Source organism: Paenibacillus sp. FSL W8-1187 (genome assembly GCF_037965485.1).
GTDB classification, from domain to species: domain Bacteria; phylum Bacillota; class Bacilli; order Paenibacillales; family Paenibacillaceae; genus Paenibacillus_O; species Paenibacillus_O pasadenensis.
On sequence record NZ_CP150181.1, the window covers coordinates 441,760 to 457,350 of the forward strand.

A 15,591-nucleotide genomic window follows, 5' to 3' on the forward strand; every position below is an offset into this window, starting at 1 on the left:
CGCTCAGGCTGCATGGAGAAGCTTTTTTATGATTATTTGTTGCTACGGTAACTCCATTTCGGAAATCGTAGATGTAAATGAAATAAACTAAGAGTCGAGTAAACGTCTTACTTCTATTTGTCAAAATAAGTGCTAATGCATAAATTATTACCAATGTTTTCTCGAAAAGTTTTATTCATCACATATTCTTTAGTGAAGCCGTTAAATTGGCTCGGAATGACTAGATGAAAAGGATCAATCATAATTATCTTGTAAGCTGCTTTGAATTGTCCTTCGTCATTTCTGCTTACTTCACACTTAACGAATATACGGACTCCAGTTTGACCACTATAAAATGAGGATAGGTCGATTTTAAAAATATTCTCGTCAATTTCAATTTGGTCAATATAGAGAGCGAGACAACTCTTTATACGATCATTTAATCGTACTTGATCGCCTTTATCATTGTCGATATAGCTTAAATCATATCCTAATTCGGCAATTTTATCGCGCTTTGCAGATTCTGTTGTATTGCTAAGGTAATTTGTAAACTGTAATTCATCAATTCGCTTAGAATGTTTAACGTTTTCGTTGTGCAATTCAAAAACATGAAGTATATGTGCAGTAGATTCAGTAAATCCGCTACTTTTTAGTTTATCTACACCCATTTTTTTGAGAAAGCTAATATTCTCTTTGGGCTTGATTGAGCTACTAAAGAGATTCTTTGACTTTCTTCTAGAGGGTGACATATCTGTCGGAGTATTCCTTTATAATCTCATCACTATTCATTGGAGTGGATTGATTCTTTGCGAATGCCTTTTTCCATACCCAATCCTCGTGACTCCGATCAACAAGAGTAAAATCACTGACTGCATCTATTTGTTCAAAAAGCTCATCAATAAACTTTTTGGCTTCGGGGTTTTGCCCAATAACGATATTTGCCTCGGCAATTTCTTCTGGTGATCCGTACAGACCGTCTCGATCCCGGAAATAAACCTCACGAATAACTGGACCAAATTTCCATGCCTGAAACTCTGCATTAAAAAGATATTTATTTTGGCTAGCTATAGAGCCTTCTAAAACGCCTTCCTCAGCTTCTTCAGTATAATACGCACCATGATAAGCAAATAAGAAATATAGACTTTTTTGAAGCTTTAAAGGTGAAATATCAGGCTTTTTGCCATAAAGGTAATTTGCGACGGTATCAACTTCAAAAAGAGCCCCTGTAGTATTCATAGAGAAGATCCTCCAGTTCCTACCTCTCAATAGAACGTATGTTCTTTAAGAGGCCGGTTTAATGGGTGTTACTAATGTAAACACCCATACCTTCATTTTACACAAGACAAGGGTTTTGTATACGTTTATGTTGAAATTTCTTTGATAAATTTAAAAAAGGCCGCTCCTTAGAGTAGCCCTTCGGTACTAAGGAACTGGCTCGAATTTAACGAGCGCGTAATTGCTTATTGAATGGTTTAACCATTACCTAAAGAGAGTTTATGTCGGGCTAAGCACATTGATCGGGACGATATTCGAAAATGACGAGAAATCGAGTAATCGTGGGAATAACATCAGAATTTATAAATTCCATTATTAGCTTTGCATAGCGGCGGCTCACGTCGCCTTGGCGCGGTCACCGCCCGAGCCGGTCGTAGGCGTCCGCGACCGACCGCACGAGGCGATGCGAGCGCGGCAGGCCGAGCTTGCGGCTGAGCGCTCCGTCCAGCCCTTCACGGCGGAGGATGCGCTCCAGCTCGACCGACTCCTCGTCGAGCGGATTGCGGTAGGCGAGCGCGGCCGCGATCGCTTCCTGCAGCGTCGGCATCTCCAGGCCGAGCTCGTGGCCGAGCAGCAGGGGGCGGACGAGCCGGTCGCTGCGGTCCAGCTTGCGGCGCGGCGAGCGGGCGATCCGGCTGATCTTGTCGGAGAGCGCCGGATTGGCGAAGCGCTCCAGCGTCTTGTCGACGTAGGCATCATGCTCGGCCGCGTCGAAGCCGTGGCGGGCGAGCAGCAGCGCGCCCGTCTCCTCAAGGACAGCGCGCGCCTTGGCCCGCACCGGCTCGCTGGCGAGCGCCTCCTGGACGGTGCGGAAGCCGGCCAGGTAGCCGAAGTAGGCGGCGGCGCAGTGGCCGGTGTTGACGGTGAACAGCTTGCGCTCCGTCCACGGGCCGAGATCGCGCACGTACTTGACGCCGCGGATGCGCTGCATCGGCTCGGCTCCGCCCGTCTCCACGACCCACTCGTGGAACGGCTCGACGCGGATCAACAGCGGATCGCGGTTTTTTTGCGCCGGCACGATGCGGTCGATCATCGCGTCGGGGAACGTCAGCTGCCGCTGGGCCTGCTCATGCAGCGCCTCCGGAAGATGCCGGAAGACGAGCCGTCTCAGCTGGCTGCTCGCGCGAATGCCGTTCTCGCAGGCGATGATCGGCAGCGGCCGCCCGCCGCTTTTGTCCAGCCGCTTCTCCAGCGCCTTGGCCAGCGCCTTGGCGATGGAGGGCAGGGCGGAGAGGCCGACGGCGGTCGTGATCAGCTCGGCCTCGCCGATTTGGCGGGCCAGCTCCTTGTCGCTGCCGATCGGCACGGCGTCCACCGGGCCGACCGTCTCCCGCTCGCCGCTTTCGCTGGCGTACTCGACGGCGTATTCCTTCTGCTCCCGCAGCAGCCGGATCTGCTCCGGATTGCGGGCGACGAATACGACCTCGTAGCCGGACTTCGCCAGCGTCACGCCGATGAAGCCGCGCCCGATGTTGCCGGCTCCAAAATGGACCGCCTTGGGCCGCGCGGCCGCTTCCTCGCGGCGCGAAGCCGACAAGCCCGCCGGCTCGGCGCCGATCCGTCCGGCTGCCGTCTCCCGGATGGCCGGATTCGGTATGGCTGCACTCAAGATAGACTCTCCCCTTTCGAATCGTCGATGCTTCTCTCTGTCGATTTTACGGAATATTCGGTCAAATCAGCACATGGCGGTTGAAGTCGATCTGCTCCAGCGAGTCGGCCAGATGGGTGCAGGGGCCGAACTCCAGGCCGCGCGTAATCGCATTCGGCGCGACGACGCAGCGGATGCCGGCCGCATGGGCGGCTTTGGCGCCGTTGGGCGAATCCTCGATCGCGACCGTCTCCTCCGGCTGTACGCCGAGCGCCTCCATCGTCTGCAGGTACAAGGCGGGATGGGGCTTCACCTGCTCCACATCGTCGGCGGTGCGGATGACCTCGAAATAATCCAGCAGGCCGAGCTGAGCGAGAAACTTGACGACCCATTCGCGCTTGGAGCTCGAAGCGAGTCCGATGCGCATGCCTTGGCGGCGCGCTTCGTCGAGGTAGGACTGGACGCCCGGGCGGATCGCCTCCCGCTCCATGAGGCGGGCGTGGCGGAGATGGACCGCGTCGCGGAATTCGGCTTTGTCGATTGGCAGGCCGAGATCGGTCATGAGATATTCGTACGGATTGAAGCGGTGGAGGCTCGTGCCGATGCAGCCGGAGTACATGTCGAGCGACAGGTCGACTCCATGCTCCTTGTAGGCGTCGCGGAAAGCGGTATACCAAGCGGTCTCGGTGTCGATGATCGTCCCGTCGAAATCGAAAATGACGGCTTTAGTCGTTTGGTTCAAATGGATCTGCTCCCTTTCGTCGGTAGGATGGGGGCGGCAGTCCGGCAGAAGCGGGGGCCAGGAACAAAGCTCGGAAGGAGCTCTGCCCGGAGATGAGGATAACGCAAACAGACCCGTTGCAAGGCAAGCGGGCCATGGAAGCATACGCTGATGAGTGACCCATCTCAGGCTGACGAGGTTAGCTGACGGACTCGGGTGGATGGTACCCTACGCTCGCTGCGGCCCGGTGGCCGCGGCGGACGATTCGCCCCTGAAAAGTGGTTTCCCCGCTTCCCGGAAAATGGCTGCCGGGAACTAAGCACAGAACAATCGTACCTGGCTTGAAAAAGATTGTAAAGGGAGGCATCGGCCCAGGAATGGCGTCCGCCCGCAGGGTGTAAGCGCTGTCCGGGAGCTGCTGCGGACGGCGGAATCGGAGCGGCCGGACCGCAGCCCGCAGTCCCGGCCGGGACGAGCCGCCGAACGGCATGGAATGCCGGCCGCTGCGGCAATGGAAGCGCTGCCGGATTGCCTTTGCCGAAACCGCCTTCAACGGGCTGCGGAAGACCGGAGAGAACAGCGTTCCATGCCGGGAGCACGGCAGCGGAAATAAAGCGGATTCCGCATGGAAAAAATTTTTTTCAAAACCGGACGGAACCGCTTCCGGCGGCGAGGATTGACGGCAGATGGAAGAATCCTTTATGGTAGGGGTAAGAACATTTGTTCCCTTTTGTCCCGTTTTATCGCAATAGGGGAAGCGCTCTTTTAAAATGGCGAACAAAGAAGGGAAACGCGAGGCGAAAGCCTAATTCTAGGTACGAGTCCGCGAGACGATTGGCGGCTGGCGAGCCGCAGGCGGCTGCTTCCGAACATGCCGATCGCGGTTATGTCAAGGGTATCTACCCTGCGCCGCGGACGGATGAGAGGAGGCGATGCCGCGACCCGGCCAAAGCCGGAGAGGCAGAAGCGAGCCCTGCTGTGGGCAGACACCTTGAGGAACAAAGGAGAACGGTTCATGATGGAAAACGAAGATTGGCCCCTCTGGGCGTCTTTTGCGGAGGATGTGCTGACGGCGCTGCTGGCGCTTGCCGTCATTGTCATGGTGCCGATTCTGTGCCGGCGCGGCGTCGCGTACTTGACGGCGAGAGTCGGCGAGCAGCAGCGGGTGCTGCTGCACCGCATCGCCGAAGAGGCCGCGGCGCTCGCCGAGTCCGCCTATCCGAACGGCGGCGGGCCGCAGAAGCTGGCCATGGCGATGAAGTATGCGCAGGAGCAGGCGCAGCGTCTCGGCATCCGACCGGGCTCCGAGGTGCTGCGCGCCTCCATCGAGAAGGCCGTCTTGGACTACAATGCCATGATCAAGCCCTGGGAGGGCATCCCGGCATCGGCCGTCATCCGCAGTCCCTACGGGGAAGGCGTGAGCCAGTAGCGGCAGGATCCGAGCAGGGGAAGGAGACGCTGGCGGATTGAAATGGAGCGGAGCGCCGAAGACAGACGTTGCAAAGCTCCCTTGAGTTAATTATAATTATTATCAAATAGAATTAATTCGTGAAGGGAGTAGGTTCGCTATGGCGATCGCGCCGAATGGACGCAATGCTGCCCCGTCGCCCTTGTCTCCTGCCGCTCCGTCCTCTGCCTGCCGCTTGCAGGATGCCGTCGATCAGATCGAGGCGAGAGGCATCCGCCTCAATCCCCAGCGCTATGCGCTGCTTGAATATATCTACACCGCCGACCGCCTTTCCACCGTCGAGCAGCTCGTCCGCGAGCTCCATGTCTCCGGGCATGGCCGCGGAGCGGGAGCGACTGCCGTCTACAGCCAGCTCCGCGTCTTCGAGCGGATGGGGCTCGTGCGCGAGTCCAAAAGGGACGGCGAGGTTCCGTGTTACGGACCCGCTCTTGCCCGCAGCTCCCGTCCCGCAGTCTGACGGTCCAAAGCTTTTTCGTGCCGCTGCTCGTCTTTGGAGCAGCGGCTTTTTCCATTCCTGCCGGATCGCGAGAGGCGGCGCCGAAGGAGGAGACGGGGAGGGAGATGGATGCTGCCGGCAAAACGCCTTTAATTGACAATGAGAATCATTTTCACTAAGATGGAGAAACAACAGGTTGTCGATCGCGCGATGCAGGACATTCTTCAGACAAGGACGGTGGATGCGAATGGGCGCAGGAGAGAAACAGGCCGGACCGCAGGAGTTGCCGATGCCGCGAGGGCTGGACGAGATCTGGTTCAAGCTGCGGGATGCGGCGCCGTTCGGGGCCGCGGGGCTGACTCCGGTACGGCCGGAATGGCAGTCGGACTTTCGGCTCGTCGCCGTGACGGGCGGCCAAGGCATGCTGGCGGCCGGAGACCGTGCCGTGCCGCTGCGGAGCGGCGTCGTCTACATCAGTCCGCCCGGAGAGAACCTCCGCGCGGATGTCGCTTCCGCCTATCGGCTGGAGATGTACGTGTTCCGGTTCCAGGCGCTGACGCCGGACGAGACGGACAGCGGAGCCGTGCCGCTGCCGCGCCATGCTCCGGAGATTCCGCTGTCGGGCGAGCCTCTTCCGTACCCGGCGACGGCGCTCGTGTCGCTGTGCAAGACCGTCTGCGCATGCAGGAGCAGCCTGGATCCGCTGGAGCGGTTCCGCGGGCAGACCGTCTTCGAGGATCTGCTGCATCGGCTGTTCAAGGAAGCGCTGAGCGGGTCGGAGCAGCAGCTCGACGCGGCGCTGGAGACGGTCCGGACCTACATCGAGCAGCATTACGAAAAGGAAGTTACCGTGAAACGGCTGGCGGAGATGTCCCGCATCAGTCCCCGCCACCTGATGCGCCTTTTCAAGGAAAGCTACGGCATGACGATCGGCGAATACACGAAGGAGCTGCGGCGGGCGGGAAAGCGCCCGGCGGGCATGCTTGCCCGCAGCGCGCTTGCCGAGCGCTACCTGCTGCCGGAAGCGGCGGGCCATCGGTTCGGCTGAGCGATCCTGACTAAGACCGGCCTTCTCGGGGTATGACATAAGGGAAGGCGGGAGCCGCACCGGCGCCGCCCAAAGGAGGAATCGTCCATGGCTGAACCAGCGCCGGAAAAATCGGGCAACGGCTACGTCATCCGCGAGGGCGGAGAGCCGATCGGAGAGATCACCTACGCCCCTGCGGCAAGCGGCAAAGTATGGATCGTCGACCACACGTACGTATCGCCCTCGCATCGGGGACGGAGCCTGGCGGCGAGCCTGCTGCAGGCCGTCGTGGACGAGGCGCGCCGCGAAGGCGTCAAGATCGAGCCGGCCTGCTCGTATGCGGCCGCTCAGTTCAAGCGGCGCAAGGACTACGCCGACCTGCTCGCCTGAAGGCGAGCGGATGGCAACGGACGGCCGCCGCCATAGGCCGGCGGAACGTTGCATCGGCTGCGGCCGGACCGGATCATCCGGGTCCGGCTTTTTGCCGTTCGCTCCGCAAAACGCGGCTGGAACAGCTGCTGGGGCGGAGGGCCGGAGCCGGCTGCAACAAACGGTATTTTCCGTACGTCTACTTAGTGGAATCTCCCAGTATCCGCATTCATCCCCGGCTATGGTATAATAGACGGGATATTGTCCCGGCAGCGGCCCGGAAGCCTGGCTTGCGCCAGCATGGAGCGCTGCGACTGGGGAAGCAGAGAGGAAGGAATTCGACATGCAAAATCAAACTTCCCCGCAAGAAGCAGGGACATTGAAACCAGGAATCGAGAACTTATTCTCCATCATATCCGGCGAGATCGAGAAGCGGACGGAGCTTGCCGGCGAACAGGGCGATGCCCTGAACGGCCTGCTCGAGGAAGCTCGCCAAGCGATCGCCGGCGAAGACTACGCCGCCGCCGAGACGCATCTGGGCGGCATCGTCGAGCGCGAGCCCGAGCTGGGCGCGGCCCAAGCGGCCGTGCTGTACGCGCTCATTGCCCAAGAGAAGTGGGAGGCGTTCGAGGAGCGGGAGAAGGCGCTGCTGCAGACGGCCTCCAACGCCGACGAGCAGGCGGACATCCAGGCGATGGTCGCCAACCTGCTCGGAGAGCTCGGCCATTACGGCCGCGTCGTGGAGCGCCTCGAGGCGCTCGTCGCCGAGCATCCAGAGCGCAAGTCGGGCTTTGCCGCCCTGCTGTCCGCAGCGTACATCCGGACGGGCCGCGAAGCGGATGCCTGGAGCGTCGTCGAAGAAGCGCTGCCGGCCGAGGGCGAGGAAAAGCCGGAGCATCTGCCGCTGCTCGTCGCTCAGATCAACCGCGTCATCGACCTTAAAAAATGGGACCGCTGGTCCAAAATCCAGCCGCGCGTCCGCCGCTTCCTGAAGTCGCTGGAGCAGGGCGACGATCTCGTCCGCGCCCGCATCGTGCTGCTGCTCGAGTGCCAGTCCTACATGCAGGCGGGACGCTTCCGCGAGGCCGAGCTGTTCGCAGAGCTCGTCTACGGCATGGACAGCAAGAGCGAGGAGATCCGCGAGCTGCGCAAGCAGATGCAAGAGATGCACGCGCTCAGCAAGGAGCTCGAAAAGCTTCAGAAGGACACGGCCGTCCACCCGGCCATCGTCATCCGCAACATGGAATGGTACTATGGCGAGTTCAACGAGGAAGCCGCCGCCGGCCTTCGCGCCCAGCTGCCGGCCGAAGTGCTGAGCCGCCTGGATGCCGATCCGGAAAAGCTCATGCACGGCATCCTGCAGCTGCGCTTCCGCTACCCGGCGTTTTACCGCCGCTACCAGGAAGAATGGCAGGAAGTATACAAGCAGAAACAGGCTGAGCTGGCTCAGCCGACCGGCAAGTAAAGCGAAGCCAAGATCAATAGGACGGGCCATGCAGAGCGGAAAGCTCTCTGCATGGCCCGTCTTTTTTGGCTTCTTGCGGAGGAAGGCATGTCGGCAGAGACGCCGATCAGCGGGAGCGGCGGTCGGACGGCGAGCCGGGGCGGATGCCTCCTGTGCAGAGCAGCAGGACGAAGGAGAAGGCCACGATGGCGGCAGTCCACGCCCAGGCCATGCCGGTCTGTCCGCTGTCGACGGCGACATAGATGGCCGTCGGCACCGTCTGCGTCACGCCCGGGATGTTGCCGGCGATCATGAGCGTCGCTCCGAACTCCCCGAGGCTGCGGGCGAAGCCGAGCACGAAGGCGGCGAGCAGCGAGCGGTATGCGAGCGGTAGGGCGACGTAGCGCAGCACCTGGAGCTCGCTGGCCCCGGCGGACCGGGCAGCCTGCTCCAGGTCGGCATCGATGGAGGCGAAGCCGGTTTTCATCGTCTGGTAGACGAGCGGAAACGATACGACGACCGAGGCGATGACCGCGGCCCACCAGGTGAAGACGAGCGGCGACGAGAAGACGGCCTCGATCAGCCGCCCCGCCCAGCTACGGCGGCCGAGTCCGACGAGCAGCACGAAGCCGACGACGGTCGGCGGCAGCACGAGCGGCAGCAGGAACGCCGTCTCGACGAGCAGCTTGCCGCGCAGCCGCGTCCGGGACATCCAGCGCGCGGCAGCCGTGCCGGCGAAGAGGGCGGCGATCGAGGCGAGCAGCGCGACTCGCAGCGAAAGCAGAACGGGAGGCCAGAAGGCCTCCCAGTCGATGGCAGATAAACTCATGGCGCTTCGGAGAAGCCGAAGCTGCGGAACACGTCCAGCGCCTCCGCAGAGCGGAGATAGTCGAAGAAGGCCGCGGCTTGCTCGGGATGCTCGCTCTCGGCGAGCACGGCCGCCGGGTACAGGATCGGCGAGTACGCGGCGGGATCGACCTCAAGGGCGATTTTCGCCTTGTCCGAGCCGAGCGCATCGGTCTCATAAACGAAGCCGGCATCGGCGTTGCCCGTCTCGACCATCTGCAGCACGGCCTTGACGTCCTTGGCCTGCACGAGCTTGTCCTTGAGGGCATCCCACAGTCCGGCGCTGTCAAGCGCCTGCTTGGCGTATTGGCCGGCCGGGACGCTCTCCGGGATGCCGACGGCGATGCGGGAGTATGCCGCGTCCTGGAGAGCATCCAGGCCGCTCGGCGCCAGCGTGCTGTCCTTGGAGACGGCAAGCACAAGCTTGTTGGCCAGCAGATCGGCCGAATGGGCGGCGTCCACGAGCCCGGCGTCGGAGAGAGCCTTCATGTTCTTGGTGGAGGCGGACAGGAAAAGATCGGCGGGAGCGCCTTGCTCGATCTGCTTCTGCAGCGTGCCGGAAGCGCCGAAATTGAAATTCAGCTCGATGTTCGGGTTCGCGGCTTCGAACGCGGTCTCGATCTGGCCGAGCGCCCCGGTCAGGCTGGCGGCGGCGGAGACGGTCAGCTGGACGGGTTCGGCGTCCGCCGGAGAAGCCTGCGGCGACGGCTCCGTGCTGGCGGCGGCGGACGGAGCCGGGGAGGCGGTGGCGGCAGCCCCGCTGTCCGTGCGGTTCGAGTCGGAGGCTTGTCCGCAGCCGGCGAGCAGCAGCGCGAATGCGAGCGCCAGGAAGAAGGCGCTTTGGAACGGGAAGGCAAAACGGCGGTATCGGTTCATCTCTCTTACTCCCTCTAATCCATATGGTTTTGTTATATCTAGATATAATTAGTATGATTATATAGAGGGGGAGAGCCGTTGTAAATGAGCCGATTCGATCTATGGTAAACTGGAGATCGACACTATCGCTGAAAGCCGGGGAGATACCGCCATGCCGGATGAATCCTATACGACCGAAGACATCGCCCGCCTGCTGAAAATATCGAAGCTGACCGTCTATGATCTCATCAAAAAGGGGGCGCTGTCCGCCTACCGGGTCGGCAAGCAGATGCGAGTGGACGCTTCCGACCTGGAAGCCTACAAGCAAAAAGCCAAGGAACGGGAAGCCGGCGCATCGGCGTATGGCGCGCGTTCGGACAAGCCTGGGCCAGGCGCGCAGCGGGACCGGACAGGGACGGGCGTGCACTCGGACAGGGCCGGATTGGCGTACCCGGACCGGACAGGGCTGGACATGCACTCGGACAGGATCGGGCAGGGAGTTTACTCGGACCGGACAGGTCCGGGCGTGCACTCGGACAGGCCCGGATTGGCGTACCCGGACCGGACAGGGCTGGGCACGTCGTTGGACCCGACAAATCCGGCCGCGTCGATCGGGACGCCCCGGGGAGAAATCGGCAGCTTCGAGGCCGCACGTCCGCTGGCGGCATTCGAGCCTGCGCATACGGTCGTCCTGACCGGACAGGATCCCGGCATGGACTTGCTTGCCGCTTATTTGTCCCGGGCGGGCTTTCGGCCGCTCCGTTCCCATAAGGGAAGCCTCGACAGCCTGATCGACCTGTACCAGGGAGCCTCCGACGTCGTCAGCACCCATCTGTGGGACGGAGATACGGATACGTACAATCTGCCTTATATCCGCAGGCTGCTTGTCGGAGCGCCATTGATCGTCGTCAATCTGCTCGTCCGGCCGGCCGGGCTGTACGTCGCCCAAGGCAATCCGCTCGGCCTGACGGGCTGGGGCGATCTCGGCCGGAAGGGCTTGCGCATCGTCAATCGGGAGCGCGGCGCCGGAGCGCGGGTGCTGCTGGACGAGCAGCTGCGGCTGCACGGCCTGGCGGCCGACGGCATTGCCGGGTATGACCGATGCGTGAACAGCCATCTGGAGATTGCGGCGGCCGTCGCTTCCGGGGAAGCGGATGCCGGAGTCGGCATGGCGAAGGCGGCGGAGCTTGTCGGCGGACTTGATTTTCTGCCGCTCATCCAGGAGCGGTACGATCTCGTCGTCCTCCGGACGAAAGCGAACGAACGGCTGCTCGCGGAGCTGCGCCGCGTCCTGGAGCTGCCGGCTTTTCGCAAGGAGCTGGGCGCCATTACGGGCTGCGACGTGAGCCGGACCGGAACCGTCTGGCTGGAGGCTTGAGCGGAAGGGCCGGCGAAGGAAGACGAAAAGGCGGCGGCCCGTGCCGAGAATGCGAACGCGGTCGACGAAGAATTGAGCATGGCCGCATGGCGCGCCCCCGCGGGGCGCGCTTTTTTGTTCTCGGATGGCATGAATCCACGGGAAGAAGAAGCTCGGGATCATGCGTGTCGAATCAAAACGGCATTGACACGCAAAGCCTGCCTTCCGTATGATGACTTTATAAAGAAAAATATTTATAAAGTTAAGGCGTGGATCAAGCAGTCGGTTCAGCCGAAAAGGAGCAGGTCACCTATGAATCAACCGCGACAATTCCGCTGGCTTTGGGCGGGCCAGAGCATCTCCAATCTGGGCGACGCGCTCTACCTGCTGGCGATCGTGACGATCGTCTACAAGCTGACCGGCTCGGCGCTGTTCTCCTCGCTCGTGCCGCTCGCGCGAGTGGCAGGCCAGCTGGCCTGCGGCGCAGCCGCGCCGATCGTGATGGACCGCTGGCCGCTGACGAGGCTCATCAAGCTCTCTCAGCTGCTGCAGGTGCTGCTGTTCCTCATGCTGCTGCTCGCCGTGCGGGGGCTGACCGAGGACGGCATCGGCTACGTGCTCGTCCTGATCGGGCTGCTGAGCTTCACCGACGGAATCACGACGCCGGTGCGCAATGCGCTCGTGCCCCGGTATGCCGGCAAGAAGCAGCTGCTGCGCGCGAACGGCCTCATGTCGACGACCGACCAGATCGTCATGATGGCCGGCTGGGCGGCCGGGGGAATCATCGTCGCTTGGCTCGGAGCCTCGCCGGTCCTGAACGCGACGCTCGGCATCTATGCTGCCGCGCTGTTCATGACGCTGCGCCTGCGCGAACCGGAAGGCGCAGGAACGGGAGAGGGCGCGAAAGCGGACGGAGGCGTAGCGGCGGCTAGCGGCACGAAAGCGGACGTGGACGGAGCGGCGGCTAATGGCGCGAAAGCAGACGTGGACGGAGCTGTGGCTAGCGGCGCAAAAGCGGAAGCGGGCGTAGCAGCGGCTAGCGGAATGAAAGCAGATGTGGACGGAGCGGCGGCTAGCGGCACGAAAGCGGACGCAGGCGTTCGCAAGGAAGCAGACGCGAGGAGCGATGCTGGAGCCGAATGGAGCGAGAGCGCGCAGGCTCAGCGCCGCGGCGGCTCTGGGACGAAGCTGGAGAACGGCGCATGGGCCTCGATCCAAGAGGGCTGGCGGAACATCTGGCGCAATCCGGTGCTGCGGCTCATCTTTTTCATCGAGACGATCGAAGGCACGGTGAGCGCGACATGGATCGGAGCGCTGCTGCTCGTGTATGCGACGGAGCAGCTCGGCTCCGGCACGCAATGGTACGGCTTCATCAACGCCGGCTACTTCGCCGGCTGCATCGCGGGCGGGCTGCTCGTCGTCGCCTTCACGCGGCGGCTGTCCCGCCAGCCGGCGCTGTCGATCGCGGCGGGCGCGGGCTTGATGGGACTGTTCACGCTTGCTTTCGCCTGGACGACGGCTCCGCTGCTGGCGCTGGCGCTCGTCGTGCTGATGGGGCCTCCGCAGCAGCTGCGCGAGGTGACGAGACGGACCGTATTCCAAAAGGTCTGTCCGCCGGAGCAGCTGCCCAAGGTCATGAGCGCCGAGAACACGCTTGTCTATTCATTGTTCGGCCTGTCGGTCGTGCTGCTGTCCTGGATGGCGGATCGCTGGGGAGTCGGAGCCGTCTATGCGATGGCCGGCCTGTTCTACCTGACGACCGCGATTCTGACGGCGCTGTTCCGGCATCGGATTGATGCTGCCGCCCGGGAAGCGGACGCGGCGGAGGCCGCCGCCGAGGCCGAAGCGGCTGCCGGATAGGGACGCGGCAAACGGAGCGGCCGCCGAGCCGCTCACCCGGCCTTGACGCCGTAGCCGGCCAGCTGGCGGCGGGCCTGCTCGGCGATGCCGGAATACTGCCGCTCGAGCTCGACGATCGCCCGCCACTGGGCGAGCAGCTGCGAGCCGCTGCCGAGCATCGAGCCGAGCGCGCGCTCGACGAGCGCGGCGTCGCCTTTGCGGGCGGCGGCGGAGAAGTCCTTGATCGCGTCCCGGAGCGCCGCCTCGGGAATGCGGGCGGAAGCCTTGCGGACGCGCAGCGTATCGTTCAACGGCTCCAGGCCGGCAAGCGTCTTGCGGACGTCGGCGATTTTGGCCGAGCGGGCGCGGCGCAGCTCCTTGAGCTGATCCTCCTGCAGGCGCACGGCCTGGCGGGCGAGCTGCACGCCGCTTTTCATCAGATCGGCCTGCAGCCGCAGCGCCTTGGCCATCTCTTTGCTGCCGGCGCTGCGGCTGCGCTGGCCGAGCGCCGTGTAGCCGGCGTAGAGCGGCTCATAGACGCTCTTGGCCTTGGCGATGCGCGCCTGCTGGACGCGGATCGCCTCGTCGTCGATGGCGGTCGCGGCTTGGCGCACCGCCGTCGCCAGCTTGGCCGCAGCCGCATGCGCGTCCTGCGCCTGCTTGCGAGCGGCTTCAAGCTCCTGCAGCTGGGCGGCGTACTGCCGCCTGCGGTCGTTCATCCGCTTGGCCGCTTCCGGCGAAGCCTTGGCGGCGGTCTTTTCGAAGGCGGCCTGCGCGCTTGGGCTGATCTCGATCGAGGAGGCGGCTGCCGGCGCGGCAGGAAGCACGAGCAGCAGAAGCAGCAGGAGCGGAACGGAAAGGAACGGGCGAAGACGGCCCGTACGGGCCAGGTCGCGCTTGGCGGACGGGGACGCCGGGACATCGGCAAGAGAAGCGGGCGAGGCGGCGACAGAGGACGGCGGAGAGCCGGCGGCAAGCGCAGAGAAAAGCGGGCCATGGAGCGGAAGCGGAGACGGCTCGGGCGCAATCGGGACGGGACGGCGGACGCGCTTCGGACGGGCGGGGACGCGCCTCGGACGGACGGCAGAAAACAACGGCATGGGCAAGAACCTCCTCTGGAATCGCCCCTTGCAAGGCGAATCGGCATTCGCCGTCCTCTGACGGCGATGCAGCTTCGCTGGCGAGAAAGACAAGCTCGGCAAGCGGCTGAGCCTGTCTGTCAACGCAAAAAGCACCGCAGCAAAAAGGCTCGAGTCGAGCCCAATGCTGCGGTGCTTCCGCATGCTTGGAGCGTACGTATGTTCGTGAAATCACTATACCAAGGCCGGCGGAGGCTGTCAACCGTCTTCGAGGCAAAGATGGAACAGCCGGACGAAATGCCCTTTGGTCAGCCGCGCGGTCGCCTCGATGCGGAAGCCGGCCTCCCGGACGATCGCCTCGATCGGCTCGGTCGTGACGACGACGGCGCGACCGGACAGCCGGCGCAGCGCGCGCAGCATGCCGAGCTGCTCCTCCGGCGGGGAGACGGAGCAGAGATTGTACGGCAGGTCGAGCACGGCGGCGTCGAAGGCCCCGCCGAGCGCGCGCATGTCGCCGATGGAGACGAGCTCCTCGGCATGGCCGAAATGCCGCAGGTTCTCCCGCGCTCCGACGGCGGCGAGCGGGTTGAGGTCGTTGCCGCGGCAGGAGAAGCCGAGCGAGAGCGCCTCCAGCAGCACGGTGCCGATGCCGCAGCACGGATCGACGAGCGAGCTGCCGGCCGGCTCGCCGGGAGCGGCGATGTTGACGGCGGCGCGCGCGGCGCGCGTCGGCAGCGCGGTGGAATATTGGCGCGGCTTGTCCTGATGCCGCAGCCAGAGCGGCTCCGCCTCGGCCAGCTCGCCGGCCAGCCAGCGGCCTTCGTGCCGGGTGAGTCCGTAGACGACATCCGGCCGCTTGAGCTCCGGCTCGCCGGTGACGGCGAGGCCGAGGGCTCGTTCCAGCTCAAGGCGGCGGCGGTCGGGATGCTGGTCCGGCGCCCCCGTTTTCACATAGCGGGCTCGAAACAATCGCTCTCCCGGCGAAAGGACGGCTCCGGCCAACTCCAGCAGCTCCGGCTCGGAGGCGGCGTCGGCGCGGATGTCCAGGCGCTGCTTGAGGAACGGGCTGCGGCTCGGATCGAGGCGGCGGGCATGGCGGAAGGCGCGGCTGTCCGGCGTCATGAGGAAGCCGGGGAACAGGCAGGCGAGCTCGAGCGCGCACAGCTCGGCCTCGGATTCGTGGCAGGCATAGACGTAGAGAAAGTCGCCGGCGATGGGCGCAGAGCCTTTGCCGGGACGGGATTCGGTCGGATTCATAGAAGGCGGTTCCTTTGCGTATGTCGTTCGGGGCGCTTCGCCGCCGATGCT

Annotated in this window: 15 protein-coding genes and 1 riboswitch; of the genes, 7 read left to right on the top strand and 8 right to left on the bottom strand. The window is 62.8% G+C overall.

Features of this window, described 5'->3' with window-relative positions; genetic code table 11:
• Window positions 1–113: 113 nt before the first annotated feature.
• From NYE40_RS02070 to NYE40_RS02085, 4 genes are all read right to left on the bottom strand, one after another.
• Window positions 114–728, bottom strand: coding sequence for a hypothetical protein (locus NYE40_RS02070; RefSeq protein WP_127464385.1), 615 nt, complete (start codon window positions 726–728; stop codon window positions 114–116).
• Entirely contained in the window at window positions 715–1,215 is a 501-nt protein-coding gene (locus NYE40_RS02075; RefSeq protein ID WP_028599377.1) for a type II toxin-antitoxin system antitoxin SocA domain-containing protein, read from the bottom strand. Before NYE40_RS02075 ends, NYE40_RS02070 begins: the two co-directional genes overlap by 14 nt.
• Before the next feature lie 394 nt (window positions 1,216–1,609).
• Window positions 1,610–2,863, bottom strand: a complete 1,254-nt coding sequence (locus NYE40_RS02080) for a mannitol-1-phosphate 5-dehydrogenase (protein ID WP_164820116.1) — start codon at window positions 2,861–2,863, stop codon at window positions 1,610–1,612.
• 61 nt (window positions 2,864–2,924) lie between these two features.
• Window positions 2,925–3,584 carry an HAD family hydrolase gene (locus NYE40_RS02085; RefSeq protein WP_043111467.1) on the bottom strand — a complete coding sequence of 220 codons (660 nt, stop codon included), beginning with the start codon at window positions 3,582–3,584 and terminating at the stop codon, window positions 2,925–2,927.
• Window positions 3,585–3,735: 151 nt separating this feature from the next.
• Window positions 3,736–3,895: riboswitch (cyclic di-AMP (ydaO/yuaA leader) on the bottom strand.
• 683 nt (window positions 3,896–4,578) lie between these two features.
• Here NYE40_RS02085 and NYE40_RS02090 point away from each other — a divergent pair.
• The 5 genes from NYE40_RS02090 to NYE40_RS02110 all read left to right on the top strand — a co-directional run bounded on the left by NYE40_RS02090 (window position 4,579) and on the right by NYE40_RS02110 (window position 8,328).
• A complete protein-coding gene (locus tag NYE40_RS02090) occupies window positions 4,579–4,992 on the top strand; it encodes a phage holin, LLH family (RefSeq protein WP_028599381.1) in 414 nt (137 codons plus the stop codon).
• Between the two features lie 139 nt (window positions 4,993–5,131).
• Window positions 5,132–5,488, top strand: coding sequence for a transcriptional repressor (locus tag NYE40_RS02095; protein WP_028599382.1), 357 nt, complete (start codon window positions 5,132–5,134; stop codon window positions 5,486–5,488).
• Between the two features lie 268 nt (window positions 5,489–5,756).
• On the top strand, window positions 5,757–6,515 hold the full coding sequence (locus NYE40_RS02100; RefSeq protein ID WP_164820117.1) for an AraC family transcriptional regulator: 759 nt from the start codon (window positions 5,757–5,759) through the stop codon (window positions 6,513–6,515).
• 87 nt (window positions 6,516–6,602) lie between these two features.
• Window positions 6,603–6,884 carry a GNAT family N-acetyltransferase gene (locus tag NYE40_RS02105; protein WP_028599384.1) on the top strand — a complete coding sequence of 94 codons (282 nt, stop codon included), beginning with the start codon at window positions 6,603–6,605 and terminating at the stop codon, window positions 6,882–6,884.
• A gap of 358 nt (window positions 6,885–7,242) precedes the next feature.
• Window positions 7,243–8,328, top strand: a complete 1,086-nt coding sequence (locus NYE40_RS02110; protein WP_028599385.1) for a BTAD domain-containing putative transcriptional regulator — start codon at window positions 7,243–7,245, stop codon at window positions 8,326–8,328.
• Window positions 8,329–8,434: 106 nt separating this feature from the next.
• Here the strand turns inward: NYE40_RS02110 and modB are convergent, their stop codons facing one another.
• Together modB and modA are read right to left on the bottom strand one after the other, a co-directional pair.
• Window positions 8,435–9,136 carry a molybdate ABC transporter permease subunit gene (gene modB, locus NYE40_RS02115; protein WP_028599386.1) on the bottom strand — a complete coding sequence of 234 codons (702 nt, stop codon included), beginning with the start codon at window positions 9,134–9,136 and terminating at the stop codon, window positions 8,435–8,437.
• Window positions 9,133–10,029, bottom strand: a complete 897-nt coding sequence (gene modA, locus NYE40_RS02120) for a molybdate ABC transporter substrate-binding protein (RefSeq protein ID WP_028599387.1) — start codon at window positions 10,027–10,029, stop codon at window positions 9,133–9,135. Before modA ends, modB begins: the two co-directional genes overlap by 4 nt.
• 151 nt (window positions 10,030–10,180) lie before the next feature.
• Between modA and NYE40_RS02125 the strand changes: the two genes are divergently transcribed.
• A complete protein-coding gene (locus NYE40_RS02125; RefSeq protein WP_028599388.1) occupies window positions 10,181–11,386 on the top strand; it encodes a helix-turn-helix transcriptional regulator in 1,206 nt (401 codons plus the stop codon).
• A gap of 291 nt (window positions 11,387–11,677) precedes the next feature.
• Window positions 11,678–13,225 (top strand): MFS transporter, encoded by a 1,548-nt coding sequence (locus NYE40_RS02130; RefSeq protein ID WP_052333353.1) that lies wholly within the window; start codon window positions 11,678–11,680, stop codon window positions 13,223–13,225.
• 32 nt (window positions 13,226–13,257) lie between these two features.
• On the opposite strand, the gene NYE40_RS02135 is transcribed toward NYE40_RS02130, so the two are convergent.
• The gene (locus NYE40_RS02135; RefSeq protein ID WP_339279222.1) at window positions 13,258–14,304 is read right to left on the bottom strand and encodes a hypothetical protein; all 1,047 of its coding nucleotides are present in this window, start codon (window positions 14,302–14,304) and stop codon (window positions 13,258–13,260) included.
• 237 nt (window positions 14,305–14,541) lie between these two features.
• Complete coding sequence (locus NYE40_RS02140; protein ID WP_028599390.1) at window positions 14,542–15,540, bottom strand: hypothetical protein; 999 nt, start codon at window positions 15,538–15,540, stop codon at window positions 14,542–14,544.
• Window positions 15,541–15,591 lie beyond the last annotated feature (51 nt).

Excerpts from the sequence above, each read along its gene's own strand:
- NYE40_RS02135 (WP_339279222.1), bottom strand. The coding sequence starts at position 14,304 with ATGCCGTTGTTTTCTGCCGTCCGTCCGAGGCGCGTCCCCGCCCGTCCG.
- NYE40_RS02125 (WP_028599388.1), top strand. The coding sequence starts at position 10,181 with ATGCCGGATGAATCCTATACGACCGAAGACATCGCCCGCCTGCTGAAA.
- NYE40_RS02095 (WP_028599382.1), top strand. The coding sequence starts at position 5,132 with ATGGCGATCGCGCCGAATGGACGCAATGCTGCCCCGTCGCCCTTGTCT.
- NYE40_RS02105 (WP_028599384.1), top strand. The coding sequence starts at position 6,603 with ATGGCTGAACCAGCGCCGGAAAAATCGGGCAACGGCTACGTCATCCGC.
- NYE40_RS02090 (WP_028599381.1), top strand. The coding sequence starts at position 4,579 with ATGATGGAAAACGAAGATTGGCCCCTCTGGGCGTCTTTTGCGGAGGAT.
- NYE40_RS02140 (WP_028599390.1), bottom strand. The coding sequence starts at position 15,540 with ATGAATCCGACCGAATCCCGTCCCGGCAAAGGCTCTGCGCCCATCGCC.
- modA (WP_028599387.1), bottom strand. The coding sequence starts at position 10,029 with ATGAACCGATACCGCCGTTTTGCCTTCCCGTTCCAAAGCGCCTTCTTC.
- NYE40_RS02100 (WP_164820117.1), top strand. The coding sequence starts at position 5,757 with ATGCCGCGAGGGCTGGACGAGATCTGGTTCAAGCTGCGGGATGCGGCG.
- NYE40_RS02130 (WP_052333353.1), top strand. The coding sequence starts at position 11,678 with ATGAATCAACCGCGACAATTCCGCTGGCTTTGGGCGGGCCAGAGCATC.
- NYE40_RS02075 (WP_028599377.1), bottom strand. The coding sequence starts at position 1,215 with ATGAATACTACAGGGGCTCTTTTTGAAGTTGATACCGTCGCAAATTAC.
- modB (WP_028599386.1), bottom strand. The coding sequence starts at position 9,136 with ATGAGTTTATCTGCCATCGACTGGGAGGCCTTCTGGCCTCCCGTTCTG.
- NYE40_RS02070 (WP_127464385.1), bottom strand. The coding sequence starts at position 728 with ATGTCACCCTCTAGAAGAAAGTCAAAGAATCTCTTTAGTAGCTCAATC.